General features: G+C 60.7%; 18 protein-coding genes, 2 tRNA genes and 1 pseudogene. 12 read left to right on the top strand and 9 right to left on the bottom strand.

Features of this window, described 5'->3' with window-relative positions; all coding sequences use genetic code 11:
• Positions 1-120 precede the first annotated feature (120 nt).
• The 5 genes and pseudogenes from WG907_RS13015 to WG907_RS12995 all read left to right on the top strand — a co-directional run bounded on the left by WG907_RS13015 (position 121) and on the right by WG907_RS12995 (position 7884).
• The gene (locus WG907_RS13015; RefSeq protein ID WP_340233355.1) at positions 121-1353 is read left to right on the top strand and encodes a glycosyltransferase family 4 protein; all 1233 of its coding nucleotides are present in this window, start codon (positions 121-123) and stop codon (positions 1351-1353) included.
• A 148-nt stretch (positions 1354-1501) separates the two neighbouring features.
• On the top strand, positions 1502-2677 hold the full coding sequence (locus tag WG907_RS13010; RefSeq protein WP_340233537.1) for an efflux RND transporter periplasmic adaptor subunit: 1176 nt from the start codon (positions 1502-1504) through the stop codon (positions 2675-2677).
• 3 nt (positions 2678-2680) lie between these two features.
• Entirely contained in the window at positions 2681-5833 is a 3153-nt protein-coding gene (locus tag WG907_RS13005) for an efflux RND transporter permease subunit (RefSeq protein WP_340233353.1), read from the top strand.
• Positions 5834-5838: 5 nt separating this feature from the next.
• Entirely contained in the window at positions 5839-7266 is a 1428-nt protein-coding gene (locus tag WG907_RS13000; RefSeq protein ID WP_340233351.1) for an efflux transporter outer membrane subunit, read from the top strand.
• An 82-nt stretch (positions 7267-7348) separates the two neighbouring features.
• Positions 7349-7884, top strand: a pseudogene (locus WG907_RS12995) (methylated-DNA--[protein]-cysteine S-methyltransferase).
• Here the strand turns inward: WG907_RS12995 and WG907_RS12990 are convergent.
• Positions 7869-10205 (bottom strand): TonB-dependent receptor, encoded by a 2337-nt coding sequence (locus WG907_RS12990; protein ID WP_340233350.1) that lies wholly within the window; start codon positions 10203-10205, stop codon positions 7869-7871. The pseudogene WG907_RS12995 and the gene WG907_RS12990 overlap by 16 nt on opposite strands.
• A 295-nt stretch (positions 10206-10500) precedes the next feature.
• Between WG907_RS12990 and WG907_RS12985 the strand changes: the two genes are divergently transcribed.
• Positions 10501-11805 (top strand): MFS transporter, encoded by a 1305-nt coding sequence (locus tag WG907_RS12985; protein WP_340233349.1) that lies wholly within the window; start codon positions 10501-10503, stop codon positions 11803-11805.
• Positions 11806-11881: 76 nt separating this feature from the next.
• Here WG907_RS12985 and WG907_RS12980 read toward each other — a convergent pair.
• The 4 genes from WG907_RS12980 to dapB all read right to left on the bottom strand — a co-directional run bounded on the left by WG907_RS12980 (position 11882) and on the right by dapB (position 13933).
• Positions 11882-11958: transfer RNA gene (locus WG907_RS12980), tRNA-Arg, on the bottom strand.
• A gap of 73 nt (positions 11959-12031) precedes the next feature.
• On the bottom strand, positions 12032-12418 hold the full coding sequence (locus WG907_RS12975; protein ID WP_340233348.1) for a hypothetical protein: 387 nt from the start codon (positions 12416-12418) through the stop codon (positions 12032-12034).
• Positions 12419-12513: 95 nt separating this feature from the next.
• Positions 12514-13164 carry an endonuclease III gene (nth, locus tag WG907_RS12970; RefSeq protein ID WP_340233347.1) on the bottom strand — a complete coding sequence of 217 codons (651 nt, stop codon included), beginning with the start codon at positions 13162-13164 and terminating at the stop codon, positions 12514-12516.
• 4 nt (positions 13165-13168) lie between these two features.
• Entirely contained in the window at positions 13169-13933 is a 765-nt protein-coding gene (gene dapB / locus WG907_RS12965) for a 4-hydroxy-tetrahydrodipicolinate reductase (protein WP_340233535.1), read from the bottom strand.
• A 104-nt stretch (positions 13934-14037) separates the two neighbouring features.
• Here dapB and WG907_RS12960 point away from each other — a divergent pair, with 104 nt between their 5' ends.
• Positions 14038-14751 (top strand): NAD-dependent deacylase, encoded by a 714-nt coding sequence (locus WG907_RS12960; protein WP_340233533.1) that lies wholly within the window; start codon positions 14038-14040, stop codon positions 14749-14751.
• Here the strand turns inward: WG907_RS12960 and WG907_RS12955 are convergent.
• From WG907_RS12955 to WG907_RS12945, 3 genes are all read right to left on the bottom strand, one after another.
• Positions 14725-15762 carry a FecR family protein gene (locus WG907_RS12955; RefSeq protein WP_340233346.1) on the bottom strand — a complete coding sequence of 346 codons (1038 nt, stop codon included), beginning with the start codon at positions 15760-15762 and terminating at the stop codon, positions 14725-14727. The two genes, WG907_RS12960 and WG907_RS12955, sit on opposite strands and share 27 nt — an antisense overlap.
• Positions 15680-16285 carry an RNA polymerase sigma factor gene (locus WG907_RS12950; RefSeq protein ID WP_340233345.1) on the bottom strand — a complete coding sequence of 202 codons (606 nt, stop codon included), beginning with the start codon at positions 16283-16285 and terminating at the stop codon, positions 15680-15682. Before WG907_RS12950 ends, WG907_RS12955 begins: the two co-directional genes overlap by 83 nt.
• 179 nt (positions 16286-16464) lie before the next feature.
• On the bottom strand, positions 16465-16656 hold the full coding sequence (locus WG907_RS12945; protein WP_340233344.1) for a hypothetical protein: 192 nt from the start codon (positions 16654-16656) through the stop codon (positions 16465-16467).
• A gap of 120 nt (positions 16657-16776) precedes the next feature.
• Here WG907_RS12945 and WG907_RS12940 point away from each other — a divergent pair.
• From WG907_RS12940 to clpX, 5 genes are all read left to right on the top strand, one after another.
• Positions 16777-16861: transfer RNA gene (locus WG907_RS12940), tRNA-Leu, on the top strand.
• A gap of 67 nt (positions 16862-16928) precedes the next feature.
• Entirely contained in the window at positions 16929-18521 is a 1593-nt protein-coding gene (gene tig, locus WG907_RS12935; RefSeq protein WP_340233343.1) for a trigger factor, read from the top strand.
• A gap of 142 nt (positions 18522-18663) precedes the next feature.
• Positions 18664-19641 (top strand): glycosyltransferase family 2 protein, encoded by a 978-nt coding sequence (locus tag WG907_RS12930; protein ID WP_340233342.1) that lies wholly within the window; start codon positions 18664-18666, stop codon positions 19639-19641.
• A gap of 101 nt (positions 19642-19742) precedes the next feature.
• Complete coding sequence (gene clpP / locus WG907_RS12925) at positions 19743-20375, top strand: ATP-dependent Clp endopeptidase proteolytic subunit ClpP (protein ID WP_340233341.1); 633 nt, start codon at positions 19743-19745, stop codon at positions 20373-20375.
• Positions 20376-20508: 133 nt separating this feature from the next.
• Positions 20509-21777 (top strand): ATP-dependent Clp protease ATP-binding subunit ClpX, encoded by a 1269-nt coding sequence (clpX, locus tag WG907_RS12920; RefSeq protein WP_340233339.1) that lies wholly within the window; start codon positions 20509-20511, stop codon positions 21775-21777.
• A gap of 254 nt (positions 21778-22031) precedes the next feature.
• On the opposite strand, the gene mtgA is transcribed toward clpX, so the two are convergent.
• On the bottom strand, positions 22032-22727 hold the full coding sequence (gene mtgA / locus WG907_RS12915; protein WP_340233337.1) for a monofunctional biosynthetic peptidoglycan transglycosylase: 696 nt from the start codon (positions 22725-22727) through the stop codon (positions 22032-22034).
• Positions 22728-22738 lie beyond the last annotated feature (11 nt).

The raw sequence follows: 22738 nt of genomic DNA, 5'->3' as shown, positions 1-22738 counted from the left end.
GAGAGGACCGGCAAATCGCGCAACAAACTCTAAAGACCTATCAGCTTTTTTCCCCTACGCCAGCACCGGCCGATATTCGCTTTCAGTCGCACCGGCGTGAAAGCCGGCCGCGAATGGAGGATGACGACGAATGAGGTTGGCAGTCGGGCAGGTACGGCAAGCCTGCGTGGGAAGCCGTCGGTGACGCTGAAGGTCATCCTTTCCGTCGAAGCGCTGGAGCCGCAACTATCGGGCATCGGCCGTTACAGCTGGGAGCTTGCTTCACGACTTGGACGCGACATGGGCGTCGACGCACTGCGCTTTTATCGCAACGGCCATTGGGTTGCCGACCCTGCGACGCTTCTTCGTCCCTTATCGATGCATCCGTTGAGCAGGACAAGCCGGTGGTTTCAGCGCAGGACACGGCCCCCTCAGTGGTTGCGCGAATGGTGGGATCGTCCCGTCTGGCGGAGCCATATCTTCCACGGTCCCAATTATTTCCTGCCCGAAGAGGGTGAGGGTGGCGTCATTACGGTCCATGACCTGTCGATATTCCGCTATCCCGAAACCCATCCGGCCGAGCGACTGCGCTATTTCGAGCGCCATCTCGCCCAGTCGATTGCGCGCGCCTCGCATATCATCACCGACAGCGAAAAAATCCGGACCGAGGTTGTCGCGGACCTGAATGTCGATCCGGCGCGGGTCACGAAAATACCGCTGGGTGTGAGCCCATCCTATTTTCCGCGCCCCGATGCGGAGCTTGCAACCGCCCTTGATCGCTACGGCCTGACCCCGCGAGGCTATGCCCTCTGCGTGTCGACCGTCGAACCGCGCAAACGGATCGCCGAATTGTTGCAAGCGTGGGAAAAGCTCCCGGTCGCGATCCGCCGGCGCTGGCCGCTCATGGTGACCGGGGGGGGCGGCTGGCTGAGCGGCGCGGTCACCGACCGGATGGCAAAGGGTGCCCGGGAAGGCTGGGTTCGGTATCTCGGCTTCGTGCCGGAACAGGATTTGTCCCTGCTTTATGCGGGGGCGAGCCTGTTCGTCTATCCGTCTGTTTACGAAGGGTTTGGCCTTCCGCCGGTGGAAGCCATGGCGAGCGGCGTTCCGGTCGTCGTTGCAAATGCCTCCTGCCTGCCCGAAATCACGGGTGGAGCGGCGATGCTCACTACGCCCGAAGATGTGGATGACTTCACATATCGGCTTGAGCAAGCCTTGACCGACGAGGCGTGGCGCTCCACGGCGCGGCAGGCAGGGCTGTCCGTAGCAGCAGGATATAGTTGGGATCGATGCGCTCGGGAGACTGCTGCCCTGTATCGCCAGGTCCGGGGGGAAGCGACCCGCAAGCCGCACCCAGCCTGTTCAACCAACTGAAATCCGGGTATGCTGCGCTGCAACGATTTTGCCGCGCTTGCGACCAACGTCGCCTTGAACAACCCGTTGCAGATTACTACTTGCATGCGAACGGGACCAGATGGTCATTCCTGGCGCATGGCGTCGATTTTCAGAAGCGGACTTGATGATGCATAAGGGGAAATCCGCCGGCCTGCTGTTGTATGTTGCGACCGGCATGCTGACGGGATGTGGTAAGAGCGCCCCCGAAGCGCCCCCGCCTGCGGCCGTTGGCGTCGTCCCGATAAAATATGAATCGGCGGTGTTGACGATAGATCTGCCGGGCCGGATTACCGCCTCCGAGACGGCCGAAGTCCGGCCTCAGATCAACGGCGTGATCCGTCGCCGGCTGTTCGCGGAGGGTGGTTTTGTCCACGCCGGCCAACTGCTTTATGAGATCGAGGATGCGCCTTATCGGGCCGCGCTGGCACAGGCACGGGGCGCCCTTGCACGGGCGCAGGCATCCATTCGGGCGACTGGTCTTCAGGCGCAGCGTTATCGCGATCTCGTGGCGATAAACGCGGTCAGCCGGCAGGAATCTGACAATGCATCCGCCGCCGCGCAGCAGGCTCGCGCCGATGTTGCAGCGCAAGGTGCTGCGGTCCAGGCGGCTCAGGTCAGCCAGGGTTTTACCCGCGTGCGCGCACCGATTTCAGGCCGGATAGGCCGTTCGCTGTTCACGCCCGGCGCGCTGGTACAAGCAGGACAGCCCGATCCGCTGGCGACTATCCAGCGGACGGATATGGTCTATGTCGATGTGACCCAATCCGCCGCGCAAATCCTTGATCTCAAACAGGCAATGCGCAGCGGCGGCGTAAGCGAGGCGTCTGGTGCCCGGGTGCAATTGCTGCTGCCAAATGGCACCATATACCCGGTAGAAGGGCGGCTGCAATTTTCCGAAGTGACCGTGGACCCGAGTTCAGGCGCGGTCACGCTGCGTGCGACCTTCGCGAACCCTGACGGATTATTGCTCCCTGGCATGTTCGTGCGGGCACGACTGATAGAGGGGCAGCGCAATCAGGCGATCCTCGCGCCACAGCAGGGCATCACGCGCGACCCGCGCGGGCGTGCGACCGCCATGGTGGTCAATGCGCGGAACAAGGTCGAGCTTCGCCAGGTCGTTACGGATCGTGCGGTCGGCGACAAGTGGATAGTCACCCGCGGCCTCAAGCCGGGCGATCGCCTGATCGTCGAAGGTCTGGTGAACCTCAAGCCCGGCGCAGTCGTACGGCCGGGACCGCCCCAGCAGGTGACAGCCGAGCCCGGCGCTACACAAGAGGCGACCGCGTCCGGCGGGGCGAAGTAGACTATGGCGCGCTATTTCATCGACCGACCCATCTTCGCATGGGTCATCGCCATCGTCATGATGCTCGCAGGCCTGCTGGCGATCCGATCCTTGCCGGTCGCGCAATTTCCGGAAATCGCGCCGCCTTCGGTCATCATTTCGACCAGCTATCCAGGCGCGAATGCGCAAACGCTGGAAAGCACGACGACCCAGATTATCGAACAGCAGCTCAAGGGCATCGACAATCTCCGGTACTTCGCTTCGAGCAGCGACAGTGCCGGCAACTTGACGATCACGCTGACGTTCGAACAGGGAACGAATGCCGATATCGCGCAGGTACAGGTGCAGAACAAGCTGGCGCAAGCGACGCCGCTATTGCCGCAGGAAGTGCAGCAGCAGGGCCTTCGCGTCACGAAATCGACGTCCAGCTTCCTGATGGTGGTAGCCGTTTATGCCGATGACGGCATCCACGATCAGCAGGACGCCGGCGATTTCATCGCATCGACGCTCGCAGATCCCCTCAGCCGCGTGCCGGGCGTCGGTGACACCCAATTGCTGGGTGCGCAATATGCGATGCGCATCTGGCTCGACCCGTACAAGATGGCGACGCTCGGCGTCACGACTGGCGATGTGAAGGCCGCTATCCGGGCGCAGAATGCCCAGGTTTCTGCCGGTCAGATCGGAGGTACGCCCTCGCCCAAGGGGCAGGCGCTAAACGCAACGGTCACGGCACAGTCCCGGTTGCGCACGCCCGAAGAGTTTCGCGCCATCCGTTTGCGCAGTGGCGGCGATGGTTCGGTGGTGCAACTTTCCGATGTTGCCCGGGTGGAACTTGGATCGGAAAATTACAGTTTTTCGGCGCGCTTCGTTGGCCATCCGGCGGCTGGTTTCGGAATCAAACTCGCGCCCGGCGCAAATGCGCTCGACACTGTAAAGGGCGTCAAGGATCAGCTGAAGGCATCGTCGAAAAATTTCCCCAGTTGGGCGAAATATGATTTCCCGGTTGATAACTCCACATTCGTAAAACTGTCCGTCGAACAGGTGATCCATACGCTGGTAGAGGCCGTTCTGCTCGTCTTCGTCGTCATGTTCCTGTTTCTGCAAAATTGGCGCGCGACGTTGATCCCGACGATCGCCGTGCCGGTGGTGCTTTTGGGATCGCTCGCGATTCTCCACGCCGCGGGCTTCACCATCAATACGCTGACGCTATTCGGCATGGTGCTGGCGATCGGTTTGCTTGTCGACGACGCGATCGTCGTCGTGGAAAATGTGGAACGGCTGATCCAGGACGAGGGCCTCAGCCCGAAGGACGCAGCGAAAAAATCGATGGACGAGATCAGCGGCGCCCTGATCGGCATCGGGCTGGTCCTGTCCGCTGTGTTCCTGCCCATGGCGTTTTTCGGCGGATCGACCGGGGTGATATTCCGGCAGTTTTCGATCACCATCGTGTCGGCGATGATCCTTTCGGTCCTCGTTGCCCTCATCCTGACGCCAGCCTTGTGCGCTACGATCCTGAAACCATCGCATCAGGGTCATGCGGATCGGAAGGGCTTTTTCGGCTGGTTTAACCGGACCTTCGACAAGGGTGTCGAGCGTTATGGCGAGCGCGTAGAGAAGATCGAGCGAAGCTGGGGCCGGACCATGATCGTCTATGGCCTGCTCGCGATCGGCATGGCTGTCATCTTCCTGCGTCTGCCGTCGGGTTTTCTTCCCGAGGAAGATCAGGGCCGCATTCTTAATCAGGTGTCGCTGCCCGCCGGTTCCACGATCGAAGAGACACAGCGCAGCCTGGAGAAAATGCGCAATATCTATATGACCCAGGAAAAGGATAATGTGTCGGTTCTGTTCACCATTTCGGGCTTCGGCTTCGTGGGGCAGGGTCAAAATGTCGGCATCATGTTCGTGCGCCTGAAGGACTGGAAAGAGCGCAAAGGGAAGGAGAATACAGCCACGGCGATCGCTCAGCGAGTCAACAAGGCCTATCGCAAAATCTCCGCGGGGATGGCGATTTCGCTGGTGCCGCCGGCGGTGCAGGAACTGGGGAACGCGTCCGGCTTCGATTTCCAGCTGCTCGATAATGGCGGTGTGGGTCATGACAGGCTGCTCGCCGCGCGCAACCAGTTGCTGGGGATGGCAGCGGCCGACAAGCGGCTGGCGCAGGTCAGGCCCAATGGCCTTGAAGACACGGCGCAACTCAAGCTGGATGTCGACCAAACGGCCGCCGGCGCGCTGGGCATCGCCCAGACGGACGTCAACGATACCATCAGCACGGCGATGGGCAGTGCCTATGTCAATGATTTCATCGATCGCGATCGCGTGAAAAAGGTGTTCGTCCAGGCAGACCAGGCGTTTCGCACGTCCCCCGAGTCGATCGGCGCGCTTCATGTGCGGGGCAGTACCGGCGTCATGGCGCCCCTGTCGGCCTTTTCGACTACGGAGTGGATCAAGGCCCCGTCGAAACTGGAGCGGTTCAACGGCGTGCCGTCCATGAACATTCAGGGGTCGCCCGCGCCGGGCGTCAGCAGCGGCACCGCGATGCTGGCGATGGAAGAACTGGCGGCGAAGCTGCCAGCGGGTGTCGGCTTCAGCTGGAGCGGCATTTCCTATGAGGAAAGAACGTCCGGCGGTCAGGCACCCTATGTCTATGCGCTGTCGATGCTGATCGTCTTCCTGTGCCTCGCGGCCCTGTATGAAAGCTGGTCCGTACCGATTGCCGTGATGCTTGTCGTGCCGCTGGGCGTGCTCGGCGCGGTGATCGCGGCGACGCTGGCGGGGCTCAACAACGACATCTATCTTCAGGTCGGCCTGATCACGACTATCGGTGTATCCGCCAAAAATGCGATCCTGATCGTGGAATTCGCCGAAGAACGGATGCGCGAAGGCATGTCTGCGCCACAGGCCGCGCTGGAGGCGGGCAAGTTGCGTTTGCGTCCGATCATCATGACGTCCTTCGCTTTCATCTTCGGCGTTTTGCCGCTGGCGACGTCCACTGGCGCGGGTGCTGGCGGGCAGAATGCCATCGGCTGGGCCGTCGTGGGCGGTATGCTGTCGGCGACCGTTCTTGCGATCTTCTTCGTGCCGGTATTCTTCACCGTCGTGAAGCGGCTGTTCCGCCAGCATGGACGGAGCAGCGATCCGGCAGGGCATCATGCAACGCCGCAGGCGCAGGAAGGGTAATCCAGATGCCGCGTTTGTTTGTAAAATCTGCTGCTGCGTTGGGTCTGGCGTTTACGCTAGCGGCCTGTGACATGGCCCCCAAATATGTGCGTCCCATGCCTCCTGTGCCGTCGTCCAGTCCACAGGGGCCGTCCTATCTCGAATCAGGCGGCGGGGCAGCGATCGTTTCGGCCGATACGGCCTGGCGCGATTTCTTCGTCGATGTTCGGCTCGCTCGGGTCATCGATACGGCGCTCGCCAACAATCGGGACCTGCGTCTGGCGGTCGCCAATGTCGAGCGCGCGCGGGCCCAATATCGCGTGCAGCGCGCGGATCAGTTGCCGACCGTCGCCGCGAATGGCGGGGCGACCTTTCAGAAGTCGCCCTTTGCGGCCTTCGGCGGGGCGGGGGCTGGCGGAAGCGGGCGGACCGATATCTACTCCGCTTCTCTCGGGGTCTCCGCCTGGGAGATCGATCTGTTCGGGCGTGTACGAAACCTTACCAAAGCGGCGGAGGAGCAATATTTCGCTTCGGTGGACAACCGCAATGCGGCCCAAACAGCGTTGATCGCCGAGGTCGCTACGACCTGGCTGACCATGGCCGCCGATCAGGAACGGCTTCGCATCGCGCGGGATCTGGAGGGTGCGTTCAGTAAGACGCTGGAGCTCACGCGGGCGCGCTTCACGCGAGGCATCGCGTCGGAACTGGAAGTCCGGCAGGCGCAGACCAGCCATGATCAGGCCCGCTCCGACATAGCACAGGCAACAACGCTTGTGGCGCAGGATCAGAATGCGCTCAACCTGCTGGCCGGCACGACCGTGGGTGCGGCGGACCTGCCGGGCGCGATGCCCGATAGCGACGTGACGATCGCCAACCTGCCCTCGGACCTGTCCTCGGACCTGCTGCTGCGCCGTCCCGATATCGCCGCAGCCGAACATGATCTGCGCGCGGCCAATGCCAATATCGGCGCGGCTCGCGCCGCATTCTTTCCGACGATTTCACTCACCGCTGCTTTGGGCACATTGAGTCAGGGCCTTTCCAACCTGTTCGCTTCCGGCAGCGGCACCTGGTCGGTCGCGCCATCGGCAAGCGTGTCGATCTTTGATTTCGGGCGCAATAAGGGCAATCTGCGTTTCGCCAGAGCGAGTTACGACGCCATGCTCGCGACTTACGAAAAGAGCGTTCAGACCGGCTTTCGCGAAGTCGCGGACGCGCTGGCGCGCCGGGGCACGATGACGGATCAGCTTGAGGCGCAGACGTCGCTTCGTGCGTCAGCGCGCATTGCCTATACCCTTGCGCACGCACGGTTCAGGGCGGGGATCGATCCGTTTCTGACGACGCTCGACGCGCAGCGCACGCTTTATAGCGCGGAGCAGAGTCTGTTGGCGACGCGTCTTACGCGCGCTGCCAATATGGTCGAACTGTATCGGGCGATGGGCGGCGGATTGCGCTGAGGCAGGGCTTTGGCCGCAAGGGTCGGGAAGTCGTGGCTGCTATTCCCGCTTAAGTCTCGCCCGACAATGGAGGAAACGGCTCATGACCCTTGCATACAGAATGTTCGCGTCACCGGTCGGCGAACTGACGCTGGTGACAAGCGATTCCGGGCTGGTTGCGATACTTTGGGAGGATGATGATCCGGGGCGGGTTCTGCTCGGGACACGGATTGAGGCGCTCGATCATCCGGTGCTGGTGTCGACGCGCTTGCAACTGACTGAGTATTTTGCTGGCGAGCGACATAGCTTCGATCTGCCGCTCGATTTTCGCGGCACGGATTTTCAGAGGCAGGTTGGTCCGCGCTGCTGGCGATCCCGTTCGGCGAAACCCGCAGCTATGCACAGATCGCGCATGCTATCGGCCGACCTATGGCCTGTCGTGCCGTCGGCGCAGCCAACGGCCGCAACCCGATTTCGATCGTCGCGCCATGCCACCGCGTCGTTGGCGCTAACGGCGCGCTGACGGGTTTTGCGGGCGGGCTGAGCGCCAAACAGCATTTGCTGGCGCTGGAACGTCGTCATTCCGATGCGTGGCGGTCATCACTGGCCGCCACGCAGGAATATCAATTGAACTTGTAGGCGAAGCTGACACCAAACGTGGCCGGCATGCCGGTGAAGCGCGTTACGGTGTCGGCGAACTTCACGACATTGGTCCAATAATATTTATTGGTGATATTGTTGCCAAAGACCCATGCTTTCCACCGTCCGTCGCTGTCCTCGACGCCGAGCTGGGCGTTGACCAGCGTATAGGCATCGATATCGTAGAGCGAAGATGCGGCAAGCTGCGCCGTCGTCTTGCTGCGATAAGCCAGGCCCGCGCCTCCGAATAATTTGAGGTTCGACGTGATTGGCGTGGCATAGTTGGCGTCGAGATTAACGCTCCATTTGGGCGAGAAATTGAGCGGCAGGCCCGCCATGTTCACCAACGGCCCCTCGATGCTATATCCTGTATAGCTCTTGATCTTCGTGTCGATATAGACCGCCGATCCCGACAGCGTCAGGCCTTCGACAGGGCGAAGTCCGACGGACAATTCCGCGCCGTCGATCCGGGATTTGGGAATGTTCACCTGGGTCGCCACCAGTCCGAACGGGAAGCCGGTATCCTTGCGTCCGCGCTGCTGCTTGTCGGTATAGTCATAGCGGAAAAGCGCGCCTTCGATGGACAGGCCTTCGATCGCGTTGGAACGGAACCCCATCTCATAGGCCAGCAGCGCTTCTTGCGACACCGGGGTGAAGGAAGCATTGTTGCCCGCACTCAATGACGGATAATTGCCCGCCTTAAAGCCTCGGCTGACACGGGCATAGAACAGGGTGCGGTTGAAGGGCTTGAGGTTTATGTTGATGTTCCAGGGCGTATTGGACTGTTCCAGACGATCGACCTTGAAACCGGGAATGAGATCCGCGTTGGATGTCAAGCATCCGCCGGGGGCGATGCGTTGCGAGGCAGGCAGAGGCGACAGGCCTCTGCCGGCCCGCAGGAAGTTGGTGAAATTATTGTACCCGGCGGCGGCGTTGCCGTTGCCGGCGTCGGCACTGCATCCTTTGAAATCGCGCGTCTCATTATTGATGCGCAAGCCGCCCGACACCGTCAGAAAATCCGTCAGATCGGCCTCGAGGTTTGCGAACACGCCATAGCTGCGGACCCGTTGATGATTAATATTGCGGGTTGTGTTGATATCCACGCCGAAGAAGTTCGAAATGACTGAGAAGTCATCGAAATGGCCCAGCTGAAAATCATCCACATTGTCGCGCTGGTAATTGGCGCCCAGGACGAAATTGATGTTCGAAAATCGGGCCGACAGGCGCACTTCCTGCGTGAAGCTGTTGGCGGCCGAGGCAAGGTCGTAACGCCCGTCGATTATGTCCCTACCCAGTGCGGGAGAAAAGCCGATGCCGTCCGCCTCATGCGCGGAGCGGTTGTGGAATTTGGAATAGGCCGTGAGCGAGGTCAGCGTCACATCGTCGGCGATATCATATTCCAGGCGGAGCGAGCTTTGATAGAACCAGGCATTCTGGTCGAAATCGGTATCCCTATCCCAATCTGCCGACCGGTCGTTCCCCGAGGCAAATGGTGCCGAGGTCACGAACGGAAAGGGAAGTACGGCAGGATTGCCAGCCACGATCTTGATGAGCTGCGGCGCCTGCGTGTCCGACCGATCCTTCCAGCCATTGACGTTCAACAGCGCGCGGAAATTGTCGCCGGGCTCCCATTCGAGCATCGCCCGTCCGGCCAATTTACGCACCTTGCCGAGGTTGTCGTCTCGTGTGAAGCTCTTTTGCCATCCGTCGCCGCGTTCGCCACGCACCGCGATGCGGCCCTTGAGCGAATCCGACAGGGGTCCGCTGACGAAGCCTTCCAGCGATGCGGTGTTGAACCGGCCATAGCTGCCCTTGATGCCGGCCTTGAAGCTGTCCGTCGGCTTGGCCGCGATATAGTTGATCGCGCCGCCGGTGGCGTTCTGGCCGTACAGTGTGCCCTGGGGGCCTTTGACGACTTCGACCCGATCCAGATCGAATGACGCGCCACGCGTGAAAATGGGCAGGGTCAGCGGGACTTCGTCAACATAGACGGTTACGCTCGACCCGGCCCCGACGGTCGGTTCGTTCACGCCGACGCCGCGCAAGCTGTAGATCGGTGTGGCGTAGCCGCTGTTGCCGATGGACAGGCCAGGCACCAGGGCGGCAAGATCGTTAACGCTGGAAACCTGGCGGTTTTCAAGCTGCGAATTGTCGAGAACGCTGATCGCCAGACCGACATCCGTAAGCGCCTGCGCTCTTCGATTAGCGGTGACCACGATTTCAGCGCCCTCATCCGCTGGTGACACGTCGCTGGCTTGAACGGCTGCGGCGCCGTTTCCCCCACTCAAAGGCGCTTGCGCCGCCGCCGCAGCCGTGATCATCGTGGCACTGCATGCCGACGTCAGCCAAATCAAGCGAACCATTTTGGTCAAGCTATCCCCTCCCAGGATTGATATTCACGATTATTTGTTCCAACCGACCTATTGATTTTAGTATCAATTTCCTAGCTGGTGCCAGTTTGCCTATCATCTGGTCAGGAAACGGTCAATACGAGCGGTAGGGCCGTAATCTTTTCGGAGTTGCGGCGATCTGGCTGGTGCAATGATCCAATAATCGGCAATAGCGATCATAAGGAATTGCGGGCTTGTGCCCGTCCGCGAAGCGGGGAGGGACTGAATGGACACCGACACAGCGGCACGCCGGGACGATCGCACTCTGGGCACTGCCTATCGGATGCTGGGCGTGCTCGTGCTCGCCTATATCATTGCCTTCCTGGACCGTCAGATCATCGCCTTGCTGGTGGCGCCGATAAAGGCGACGCTTCAGATCAGTGATTTCGAGATCGGACTATTGCAGGGGCCAGCCTTTTCGCTGGCCTTTTGCTTGGCGACGATCCCGGCAGGAATCATCGTTAGCAGGTACAACCGACGCAATGTGCTGATCTGTGGCATTCTATTTTGGAGCATCGGGACGATATTGTGCGGACTGGCGAATAATTTTCAGATGCTGTTCGCGGCGCGCGTGATTGTGGGGCTTGGCGAGGCGATCCTGTCTCCCGCAGCCTATACGATGATTACCGACGCTTTTCCTAAGGAAAGGGTCGTCCGCGCCCTTTCGATCTTTACGATGGCGGCGACCCTGGGGGTAGGCGCTGCCTTTGTGGCCGGCGGCGCGGTCATCCATCTTGTCAACAATCTGCCAACGATCATCGCAGGATATGAACGCTGGCAAGTGGCCTTCTGGATCATCAGCCTGCCGGGTTTCGCCGTCGCCATGCTGCTGCCGTTGATCAAGGAGCCTCGCAGGGCTGGCGTTGCCACAGATGCCCCAGCGCGGCTTAGGGATGCACTTGCTTTGCTCTGGCACCGTGCGGGCGCATTCGCGCCTGTCTTCCTCTGCTCGGGATTGCTGGGCATCGTCTATTATGCTGGCTTTGTTTGGTATGCGACGCATCTCATCCGCGCATTTGATTTCTCCCCGAGCCAGGCAGGATATCTCCTAGGTATTCTGTATCTCTGTTCCAGCAGCACGGGAACGATATTGGGCGTGGCCCTGGCCGAGCAGCTGCAACGGCGCGGCTTTACCGATGCACCGCTCATTGCCGTAGCGCTTTTCTCCTGCATTGCTTTGGTGATGAGTCCCTATGGATCGGTGGACAATCTGTACCTGTCGCTTTGCATGTTGATTTTGCAGTCTCTCGCTCTGGCGTCCTTTTACGGTAATCTCGTCGCGGCGCTCCAGCTGATCACGCCGCCAGCGCTTCGTGGCGTGAATTCCGCGATCTTCATACTGTGGAACAACATCATTTCCCTGTCCGCAGGAGCCACCATCATCGGCGCGCTTTCGACGACGCTGTTCGCGGGGGACGCGATGGGGCTGGGGCACAGCATAACGCTCGTCTGCCTGATTTGTTCGGCCGCGTCTCTGCTGGTGGCGGTCCTAGGACGAGCGCGATATCGGGCGGCCGTGTCCGGCCGGTAGTGGATACGTGGGCGCAAGGCCGCCGAATGCCGGTCACCAAGGGCGGCATTCGCATTCTGAGGATAAATTGAAAAACTGGTGCACCCAAGTGGATTCGAACCACTGGCCTTTGCCTTCGGAGGGCAACGCTCTATCCAGCTGAGCTATGGGTGCATGTCGCCAGTGCGAAGGGCCGCTTAGCAAAGGCGGTTCGCAGGCGCCAGCGCAAATGAGCCGGGCTCAGCTCTTATTTGGGCGTTTTTTGCATCGGCTGGAATTTGCCAAGGCCGCAACTAGCCCCACGCGAGAGACCGGGGCCGCCTTGAAGCACGGTTATGATATCCACCGAACAAAGCTGTGAAATGCTGGTTTTGTAGAGGAAGCGCTTTTCAAAGCCTAGGCTGGGACAGCTGTTGGGAAGGGTGTTACGATAGATCCGGCTCGCACCGGTGACAAAGTCTATGGTTCTATCGTCGCGGACATTGGTCGATCGAATAGTGCTGGTCTGGATGCAGTTCACCGCTTTGCCGGCGGGGACATAAGGATCGGGCGCGGCTTTTGCGAGCGCGGGGGAGGCAGCGCAGCAAAGCGTCGACAGGATGGCGAGACGAAGACTGGTCTGGGCGGCGGACATTTTACTCTCCTATTCTACAGTGAAAGGACGACGAGCGGGCGCGATATCCGTTCCATGCCAGTAGCCCTGTCTGAATAGCAGAAGAATCGTTGATATCAGGGGGTCGTTTCAGGTGCCGGCGTCTTGGGCTTGTAGCGGCACAGATCCGCGACCGCGCAGCGCCAGCATTCAGGCCGGCGCGCTTTGCAGATATAGCGGCCGTGCAGAATCAGCCAGTGATGCGCATCGCGGCGAAAGGGGCCCGGGACCCGCCTTTCGAGTTTGAGTTCGACCGCCAGCGGTGTTTTGCCCGGCGCGAGGCCGGTGCGGTTGCCGACCCGGAAAATATGGGTATCCACCGCGAAGGTTTCCTGACCGAAAGCCGTGTTCATGACGACATTGGCGGTCTTGCGACCGACTCCGGGCAGAGTTGTCAGCACGTCACGATCCTCCGGCACCTCGCCGCCGAAATCACGGACCAGAATCTCGGACAGGGCGATGACGTTCTTTGCCTTCCCGTTGAACAGGCCGATCGTCCTGATATGCTGTTTCAGGCCGTCTTCGCCGAGGTCGATCATCTGCTGTGGCGTCATGACGTCATGGAAAAGGGTGCGGGTTGCCTTGTTGACGCCCACATCGGTCGCTTGCGCCGACAGCACGACCGCGACGAGCAATTGGTAATCATTGCCATAATCCAGTTCCGTGCGCGGCGCGGGATTGGCTTCGGCAAGGCGGCTGAAGAAATCGAATATCTGAGCCTTGTTCATCGTGTCAAAGGCCGAGCACGCCCTTCATATCGTAGCGGCCGGCGGGCTGGCCGATCAGCCAGGTCGCGCCTTTGACTGCGCCGCGTGCGAAAATCGAGCGGTTCTCGGCCCGATGGCCGATTTCGATCCTCTCGCCGTCGGAGGCGAAAATCACCTGATGGTCACCCGGGACGGAGCCGCCACGCAGTGCGGCAAAACCGATTGCGCCTTGCGCCCTCGCACCGGTGATGCCGTCCCGACCGCGCTCGCTATGCTCATCAAGAGCGATACCCCGCCCCCGTGCTGCGGCCTCACCCAACAAAAGAGCGGTGCCCGAAGGCGCATCGACCTTGTGCCGGTGGTGCATTTCGACGATTTCGATGTCCCATTCATCACCGAGCCCCGCAGCCGCCTGCTCGACCAGCGCCGCGAGCAGATTGATGCCAAGCGAGGTGTTGCCCGTTTGAAGGATGGGGATAAACGCCGCTGCCTCGTCGATCAGCGCATGGTGCGCGGCTTCGAGCCCGGTGGTGCCGATCAAGATCGGCTTGCGGGCGGCGAGGCACGCGTCGAGATGACCGGAAAGGGCACCGGGAACCGAAAAGTCGATAAGAATGTCCGCGGCCTGAGCAAGCGCCAGCGGGTCGGCCGAAATAGCGACGCCGGGAGCGATGTGGCCGCTGCCCTGTCGGTCGGTGCCCCCCGCTATTGCCAGACCGGCATCTATCGAAACCTCAGCAATCGCGCGGCCCATGCGGCCCGCTGCTCCGAAAATGCCGATGCTGGTCATGTCGTTGGAACGTCCCTCAACTCGCGATTTCAGGCCGATGCCAGAATGGGCGGTCATTGTCATCCCCACTGGCCCTTTTCGCGCCCTACCGCTACGCACTACATATGGCCGATATCCGCAACATCGTGATCCTGACGGGCGCCGGCGTCTCCGCCGAAAGCGGCCTTGCGACCTTTCGCGGGCCTGATGGATTGTGGGAAGGGCACAGGGTGGAGGATGTCTGCACGCCCGAAGCATTGGTTCACGATCCCATGATGGTTCACCGCTTCTACGACGAGCGGCGGGCAAAGCTGGCGCTCGTGAAGCCGAATGCCGCGCATGCGGCATTGGCCGCGCTCGATCGCGCATGGCCCGGAGCGTTGCTGGTCGTTACTCAGAATGTCGATGATCTGCATGAACGGGCCGGATCGAAGCGGCTGATCCACATGCATGGCGAACTCAAATCGGCGCTGTGTGCTGCCTGTGGTAGCACGGCCGCCTGGCAGGCCGCATTGCCTCCGGGAAGCAAATGTGCAGGGTGCGGTCAGCCGAAACTGCGCCCCGCCATCGTATTTTTCGGCGAAATGCCCTATGAGATGGACGTGATCGAAGCCGCCCTGGATGAGGCAGATCTGTTCGTGTCGATCGGTACGTCGGGCGTGGTCTATCCGGCGGCCGGTTTCGTCCAGATCGCGCGAGCCAGGGGCGCGCGCACGCTCGAGCTTAATCTCGATCGATCGGCGGGCCGTTCTTATTTTCAGGAGTGCAGGGTTGGTCCCGCTAGTCTGCTGGTTCCCGAATTGGTGCGCGAACTAACGGGGCGGCAAGCCATCGACTGACCGGGCGGCCGATTGCTCTTCGTCACGATAGAGCAGCATGACCGACCCGTCCTCGCCCATGACGGCGCGAACCGGCAGGCTCAGTTGCAAGGCCGTCAGAAATTCCTTGCTATCGCTGGTCCGGAAGCGGCCTCCAACGCGCAGCGACGACACCCTGTTGTCCCCGATCAAAATCGGGGTCGAGCGATAGCGGTTGAACTCGTCGGCAGCCTGCGCGATCGTTTCGCCGTCCAGTTCCACCATCTGTGCGCGCCAGGCGATGCGCTGATCGATCAGCCTGGGACCGAGCCGCGTAAGCGCCACGGCGCGTGGCCGGATCACCGCGCCGTTGCCGGCACTGACCTTTTGCTGGGCAATGTCGCCCGATCGGACGGAGACTGTGCCCTGGGTTACAGTGAGCTCAACGAGCGAGGGGCGCATGCGAACATTGAATGCGGTGCCGACCGCGCGGATCACCGCAGAGCGGGCCTCCACGTCAAAGGGGCGGCTCTTGTCATGCGCGACCTCAAAATTCGCTTCACCCTTCATTATCCGCACCCTGCGGCCATTGTCGGTGAAGCGCACCTCCGCCTCGCTGTCGCTGTTGAGGTGCATCGTCGATCCGTCGGCAAGCGCGATGTCGCGAATTTCGCCGATTTGCGTTTCGTAGCGATCCACCCCGGTGAACGTGCGGACCGTGACGATCGCCGCGACTATGAACAGCAAGACCGAAATGGCCGCCGCAATCATGATGTTGCGCGACAGGCGGCGCTGGTCGATTTCGCTGATGATCGCCGCAAGGGGCGGAAGAGTGATTTTGGCTGCGCCGCTTTTCAGGCGGTCGGTCGCTTCCCATGCCGCTTCTGCGCGGGCGAAGGCGACAGCGTGGCGAGGATCGGCCTCAATCCACCGGCACGCATCCTGTTCATCCTGGGTCGTCGGGTCGCAGTTAAGCCTGGCCAGCAGGCGCGCTGCTTCTGCTTCGATCGCGTCCCTGTCCCCGCAATTTGAACCTGGTTCCGCCGCCTGCACGCTCGAAGTCCGTTTCCTCACGTTCTGCCCAGGCCCGCATAACTATCGCGACGGCTTTGGCCAGATGTTTTTCAACTGTAGAAACGGACAGGGACATCTCCTCCGCTATTTCAAACATCGATTTTTCGTGAATACGGCGCAGAATGAAGACGCGCTTGCATTGGACGGGCAGGGTATCGACGATGGCCTGCACCTGACGCAGCGCTTCGCGCGCGTGTAACTGTGTCTCCAGATTACTTTCGCCCTGAAGAAGTTCGAGATCGGCAATGGTCTCAAAACTGACGATCTTGTTGCGCCGGGCGGTGTCGATCACCAGATTGCGGGCGATGGTGAACAAATAGGCGCGCCCGGTTGTGACGTTCTCCCAGTTTTCGGTTGCATAGGCCCGAGTCAAAACCTCGGCCACCATATCTTCGAGTTCATGGGTCGACGGAAGTATCCGTCGCAGGCGCCCGCGCAAGGCGGCTTCCTGAGGCAGGATAACGGTTTTGAACCATTCTAACTTGGCGCGAACCCTTTGCACGTCGACCCCCTTAATGTCAGTCGTGCCTCTCCCGCGTCCATCTTTTGTTTGTCACATTTCAATCATGGAATCACGGGTGTGTCCAGCGGCCGCGACCGATAATTTAATCGACACGGTGCAGCGGAATGGCGACGCTACGGAAAGGCCGACGCGTCAGGCAACGAAACGAATATATCCGTTCAGTTGGAGGGTATTTCGGCGGGGGCGCTGTCGGGCTGGTCGAAATCCGGGCCCTGTGGCACGATTTCGGGTGGCTGACCGGCGGGCGTTTCGTCCGGAGTCGCCGGCGGTGGAACTTCGGACGGGGATTGCGGCTCGATAATATCGGGCGAAGGCACTTGGTCGGGGGAGGAATCTGGTCGGGTCGCCATGAACATTCTCCTGTGTCAGACGGAAGAGACGCTTCGGAGGATGGCACGGTTCCGGCCCATGTCTGGTATCCCTTGCCTCTCATAGAGCTTTTCTCTATGCCGCGCCGACCGGCGACCGATGCGGGCGTGGCGAAACTGGTAGACGCGCCAGATTTAGGTTCTGGTATCGCAAGATGTGGGGGTTCGAGTCCCTTCGCCCGCACCAGTCGGCGTCAGGCCCTATATCGCGGATGCCATCCAAATTCAGCTGAAGAAAGCGTTTGAGAGAAGAGATGCAGACTGTCGAAACGTTGAACGAGGGCCTCAAGCGCGCCTACACCGTAACCATCGCGTCGAAGGACATCGACGCTCGCGTGGAGAAGGAAGTCAAGGCGATCGCGCCGCAGATGCGGATGCCCGGCTTCCGTCCCGGCAAGGTGCCCGCCAATCTCGTCAAGAAGATGCACGGCGAATCGTTGCAGCGCGACGCACTCAACAGCTCCATTCAGGAGAGCATCCAGCAATTGATCGCCGACCAGAAGCTGCGTCCCGCAATGCAGCCTTCGGTCGAGCTTGATGAAGGTTTCGAGTTCGGCAAGGACGCCGAGATCAAGGTCGCGCTCGAGGTGCTGCCTGAAATCGCGGCGCCGAGCATCGAGGGTCTCAAGCTAGAACGCCTGACGATCCCGGTCAGCGAAGAGCAAGTCTATGAGCAGGCTGGCCGCATCGCCAGCCAGCAGGGCGCGCTGGAAGAATATGACGCCGACCATGTCGCCGTGGACGGCGATACGCTGGTCATCGACTTTCTCGGTAAGGTCGATGGCGAAGCGTTTGAAGGCGGTTCGGCGCAAGACGTTAAGCTGAAGCTCGGTGCGGGTCAGTTCATCCCCGGCTTCGAAGAGCAGCTGGGCGGCGTCAAGCAGGGGGAAGAGAAAGTCATCGACGTGACATTCCCGGCCGATTATGGCGCATCGCACCTTGCCGGCAAGGCCGCGACATTCGATATCACGGTCAAGTCAGTGCTCAACGCCGACAAGCCCAAGGTGGACGATGAGTTCGCAAAGTCGCTGGGCCTCGAAGGCCTCGACCAGCTCAAGGAACTGCTCAAGGGGCAGATCGAGCAGGAGCATAACGGTCTTACCCGCACCCATATGAAGCGCAAGCTGCTCGATCAGCTCGCAAAAGCCCATGATTTCGACGTGCCGCCCAGCATGGTCGACGCCGAATTCGAGCAGATCTGGAGTCAGCTCCAGCATGAAGCGACCCATGAGGAAGACCCCGAGGCAGCGCTCGCCGAGATGGAAGCGGAAAAGGATGATTATCGCGCCATCGCGGTTCGTCGCGTGCGTCTGGGCCTGCTGCTTTCCGAAATTGGTCAGGCCAATGGCGTCGTGGTTAGCGATCAGGAAATGAACCGTCTCGTCATGCAGGCGGCGCAGCAATATGGTCCGCAGGATCGCGATCGTTTCATCGAATATGTGCGTCAAGACCCCATGGCCGCCGCACAGCTGCGCGCACCGCTTTATGAGGACAAGGTCGTCGATTTCCTGTTCGACAAGGCCGAGATCACCGAACGCGAAGTGGCTCGCGAAGAACTCGAAGCGGCGATCGAAGCGGAAGATGGCGACATCAAGCCGCACGTCCACGGCCCCGATTGCGGGCATGACCATAGCCATGACGAAAAGCCTAAGGCGAAGAAGGCAGCCAAGAAGGCAGCTAGCGAGCCTGGGGCAGAAGAAGTGAAGGCCGAGGACGCCGCCGAGGCGCCTGCCAAGCCGAAAAAGGCGCCTGCAAAAAAGGCCGTGGCCGAGGGTGATGTCGATGCATCGGCCGACGCCAAGCCCAAGAAGGCCGCGCCGAAAAAGGCAGCTGCCAAGGCCGAATAAGTCGGCTGGCCAGTTGCCCGAAAGCGCCCGGTTTCCGTCAGGAAGCGCGGGCGCTTTTCATTTCGAAGCCGGTATGGCAGACGAAATATTAATCCTGCCGCGCCATGGCGTAAGCTGGAAAAGATAGCGGGATCTGGGGCGAATGAAGGAATTTCCGGCCGTGGAACAAGAGGGCGCATTGGCGCAGCCGCGCATCGCCGTCATCCTGCCCTGCTATAATGAAGCAGGTGCGATCGTCCAGACCGTGGCGGACTTCCGCCGCGCGCTGCCCCATGCCGACATCTATGTGTTCGATAATAACAGCACCGACGGCAGCCGCGAACTGGCCGCAGGGGCAGGGGCGATCGTCCGGCGGGTGACCCAGCAGGGCAAGGGCCATGTCGTGCGCCGGATGTTCGCCGACGTAGACGCCGACATCTATATCATGGCCGATGGCGACGCGACCTATGAGGCCGCGGCTGCGCCAAATATGGTGGCGGCCATGCTGCAAGATAATCTCGACATGGTCGTGGGCGCGCGCCGAAGCGAGGTGGAGGAAGCCTATCGTCGCGGCCATCGCCTCGGCAACGCGGCTTTGACGGGCCTGCTCAAGCAGCTGTTCGGTCGCAGTTTTACAGACATCCTGTCGGGTTATCGCGTATTTTCGCGACGGTTCGTGAAAAGCTTTCCCGTGCTTTCGGCCGGGTTCGAGATAGAGACAGAAATCAGCGTCCATGCGCTGGAACTGGTCATGCCGGTGGCGGAAGTCGTCACCGCCTATGGCGCGCGGCCTGAAGGGTCGGTTAGCAAGCTGTCGACCTACCGCGATGGCTGGCGAATCCTGCGTACCATCATCACCCTGTATCGCATCGAGCGGCCGATCCTTTTTTTCGGTATCATCGCAGCCATCCTGGCGCTGGCCGGCCTTACGCTCGCTGCGCCGCTTGTCCTGACCTACGCTGAAACCGGCCTGGTCCCGCGCTTTCCGACGGCAATCGTCGTTACGGGACTGATTATCCTGTCTACGCTCAGCGGCATGTGCGGGCTCATTCTGGACACGGTCGTGCGTGGACGGCGCGAGGTGCGGCGCCTCGCCTATCTTGCCTTTACCGCCCCTAGCGACTTCGCAAGGGATCGCTGACGCGGGCGTCAACCCGATACTGAGAGGGGTCAAGCCCCTTGAACCCGCCTGGCTTTGCTCCGATGTAGGGTCGGGCAAAAGCACTTACCTGAAAGAGCATCATGCAGAATCACTTCGATCCAATGTCCGCGCTGGTTCCCATCGTTATCGAACAGTCGAACCGGGGCGAGCGCAGTTTCGATATTTTCTCGCGCCTGCTGCGCGAGCGCATCATCTTCCTGACCGGGCAGGTCGAGGATCACATGGCCTCGCTGATCGTCGCGCAGCTGTTGTTTCTTGAGTCGGAAAATCCGAAGAAAGACATCTGGATGTACATCAACTCACCCGGTGGCGTGGTAACGGCGGGCATGGCGATCCACGACACGATGAAATATATCCGTCCGCAGGTCGGCACCGTCTGCATCGGGCAGGCCGCCTCGATGGGCAGCTTTCTGCTGGCGGCTGGCGAGCCGGGCAAGCGGATCGCGCTGAGCAACGCGCGGATCATGGTGCATCAGCCGTCGGGCGGCGCACAGGGCATGGCGAGCGACATCGAGATTCAGGCCAAGGAAATCCTGCGCATTCGGCAGCGGTTGAACGGTCTATATTCTGCCTATACAGGCAAGCCGCTGGAAGAAATCGAGAAGGCGATGGACCGCGACACCTTCCTCGAGGCGGATGAGGCCAAGGCGTTTGGCCTGGTGGATGAAGTGTTCGACCGCCGGCCAGCGTTGCCGGAAGCATCCGACGCCTGAAGGATCTTAGCCGGGGCGCGCGACTTTCCCCCCTTGTGAAACACGCGCGCCACGGTCTAGAATGATCTTTGGACCAGAATATCCCTCGCCATAACCGGCATGTCGCCGACGGCAGGGAGGAAAGACATGGCGAATGACTAAGCTTACGGGCTCCGATTCCAAAAGCACGCTTTACTGCTCCTTCTGCGGCAAGTCCCAGCATGAGGTGCGCAAGCTGATCGCGGGGCCGACGGTATTCATCTGCGATGAGTGCGTGGAACTGTGCAACGACATCATCCGCGAAGAGACCAAGGGCGGTCTCGTCGGCAAGAAGGATGGCGGCGTTCCGACCCCGCAGGAAATCTGCGATGTGCTGGACGATTATGTGATCGGCCAGAACCGGGCGAAGCGCGTTCTTTCGGTCGCGGTGCATAACCATTATAAGCGGCTGAACCACGGTTCGAAGCCGGGCGAGGTCGAGCTGGCCAAGTCCAATATCCTGCTCGTTGGCCCCACCGGCTGCGGCAAGACCCTGCTCGCGCAAACGCTTGCCAAGACGTTCGACGTACCCTTCACCATGGCCGATGCGACGACTTTGACCGAAGCCGGCTATGTCGGCGAGGATGTCGAGAATATCATCCTCAAGCTGCTTCAGGCGTCGGACTATAATGTCGAAAAGGCGCAGCGCGGCATCGTCTATATCGACGAGATCGACAAAATCAGCCGCAAGGCCGAAAATCCTTCGATTACGCGTGACGTGTCGGGTGAGGGCGTGCAGCAGGCGTTGCTCAAACTGATGGAAGGTACGACGGCTTCGGTTCCGCCGCAGGGCGGGCGCAAACATCCCCAGCAGGAATTCCTTCAGGTCGATACGACCAACATCCTGTTTATATGCGGCGGGGCGTTTGCGGGGCTGGAAAAGATCATCGGTGACCGCCTGGAAGCCAAGTCGATCGGGTTCGGTGCCTATGTCGCGGCACCTGAAGAGCGCAAGACAGGCGAACTGCTGCGGTCGAGCGAGCCCGAGGATCTGCTGAAGTTCGGCCTGATCCCCGAGTTCGTCGGTCGCCTGCCGGTCATCGCGACGCTGGAGGACCTCGACGTGTCTGCTCTGGTGAAGATTCTCGTCGAGCCCAAGAACGCGCTGGTCAAGCAATATGGCAAGCTCTTTGACATGGAGAATGTGGAGTTGAGCTTCACCGACGACGCATTGACCGCCATCGCCAAGCGCGCGATCGAGCGCAAGACCGGCGCGCGCGGTCTGCGGTCGATCCTGGAATCGATCCTGCTCGACACGATGTTCGACCTGCCGTCGATGCAGGGCGTTGGCGAAGTGGTGGTCGACAAGGATGTCGTCGGCGGCAAGAAGGAACCGGTTCGCGTATTCAGCGAAAAGGAAAAGCGCGCCGAAGACGCGGCCTGACCTTTCCATATTTTTGCCGATCGAAATCCCATCCGGTTATTCGGGTGGGATTTTTTGTCCCGCAACGAACTCGGCTATAAGGCGCCACGTGGCGGTGCGCGCTTCGAAATGCTGACAGATTTGCGTTAATCGCCGGATACTCCACATGTCCCGCGGTGAAAGCCGGGGCCAAGAGGTCTCGACGCCGTATTTATGACTCTGGAACCCAGCTGTCGCCAGGGAACCAGAGGTATCGTCGTGTCGGCCGTAGTGCTTCAGCGCAGGCAGCGGTCCAGCCCGTCGCGCTGTACGATGCCGATCCGCGCAGAAATGCTGTTGCCGTAGCGCCTTGTAAAACCCTTGGGTGCCACCGCGCCGCGCTTTTTAGGTAGTGGCAAAATGGCGGCGAGGCGAGCAGCTTCGATTCGGCTGAGAGACCGGGCACCGTGATGGAAATAGCGGATCGCGCCCGCCTGAACGCCGTAGGTGCCGATGCCGGTTTCGGCGACGTTCAAATACACTTCCATGATCCGCTGCTTGCCCCAGATCGCCTCGATCAACAGGGTGAACCACGCCTCCAGTCCCTTGCGCACGAACCCGCCACTCTGAAAGAGGAACACGTTCTTCGCTGTTTGCTGGCTGATTGTAGAGCCGCCCCGCACGCGACCGCCACTGGCATTATGGATCGCCGCTTTCGCGATTGCGTCCACATCGAAGCCATGATGGGCGCAGAATTTACTGTCTTCCGCCGCGATGGCTGCGCGCGCCATGTCGGGGTCGATGTCGTCGAGGCTCGTCCAATCTTTGGTGATGCCATTGGGGTCGAACAACATCGTCAGCGTAACGGGGACGGGAACGAAACGATAGATGGTCACCATCGCCAACGATATCAGCACGAAGCCAGCGAGGATTTTGAACGGCAGGATGATCCATCGGGAATGGCGTTGTACGGTAGCGTGGGTGGCAGGCATGGCGCAAATCT

It is taken from the genome of Sphingobium fluminis (assembly GCF_037723805.1).
Lineage (GTDB): Bacteria > Pseudomonadota > Alphaproteobacteria > Sphingomonadales > Sphingomonadaceae > Sphingobium.
This window is presented reverse-complemented; position numbering and strand designations above follow the sequence as displayed.

Excerpts from the sequence above, each read along its gene's own strand:
- WG907_RS13015 (WP_340233355.1), top strand. The coding sequence starts at position 121 with ATGACGACGAATGAGGTTGGCAGTCGGGCAGGTACGGCAAGCCTGCGT.
- WG907_RS13010 (WP_340233537.1), top strand. The coding sequence starts at position 1,502 with ATGCATAAGGGGAAATCCGCCGGCCTGCTGTTGTATGTTGCGACCGGC.
- WG907_RS13005 (WP_340233353.1), top strand. The coding sequence starts at position 2,681 with ATGGCGCGCTATTTCATCGACCGACCCATCTTCGCATGGGTCATCGCC.
- WG907_RS13000 (WP_340233351.1), top strand. The coding sequence starts at position 5,839 with ATGCCGCGTTTGTTTGTAAAATCTGCTGCTGCGTTGGGTCTGGCGTTT.
- WG907_RS12990 (WP_340233350.1), bottom strand. The coding sequence starts at position 10,205 with ATGATCACGGCTGCGGCGGCGGCGCAAGCGCCTTTGAGTGGGGGAAAC.
- WG907_RS12985 (WP_340233349.1), top strand. The coding sequence starts at position 10,501 with ATGGACACCGACACAGCGGCACGCCGGGACGATCGCACTCTGGGCACT.
- WG907_RS12975 (WP_340233348.1), bottom strand. The coding sequence starts at position 12,418 with ATGTCCGCCGCCCAGACCAGTCTTCGTCTCGCCATCCTGTCGACGCTT.
- nth (WP_340233347.1), bottom strand. The coding sequence starts at position 13,164 with ATGAACAAGGCTCAGATATTCGATTTCTTCAGCCGCCTTGCCGAAGCC.
- dapB (WP_340233535.1), bottom strand. The coding sequence starts at position 13,933 with ATGACCAGCATCGGCATTTTCGGAGCAGCGGGCCGCATGGGCCGCGCG.
- WG907_RS12960 (WP_340233533.1), top strand. The coding sequence starts at position 14,038 with ATGGCCGATATCCGCAACATCGTGATCCTGACGGGCGCCGGCGTCTCC.
- WG907_RS12945 (WP_340233344.1), bottom strand. The coding sequence starts at position 16,656 with ATGGCGACCCGACCAGATTCCTCCCCCGACCAAGTGCCTTCGCCCGAT.
- tig (WP_340233343.1), top strand. The coding sequence starts at position 16,929 with ATGCAGACTGTCGAAACGTTGAACGAGGGCCTCAAGCGCGCCTACACC.
- WG907_RS12930 (WP_340233342.1), top strand. The coding sequence starts at position 18,664 with ATGAAGGAATTTCCGGCCGTGGAACAAGAGGGCGCATTGGCGCAGCCG.
- clpP (WP_340233341.1), top strand. The coding sequence starts at position 19,743 with ATGCAGAATCACTTCGATCCAATGTCCGCGCTGGTTCCCATCGTTATC.
- clpX (WP_340233339.1), top strand. The coding sequence starts at position 20,509 with ATGACTAAGCTTACGGGCTCCGATTCCAAAAGCACGCTTTACTGCTCC.
- mtgA (WP_340233337.1), bottom strand. The coding sequence starts at position 22,727 with ATGCCTGCCACCCACGCTACCGTACAACGCCATTCCCGATGGATCATC.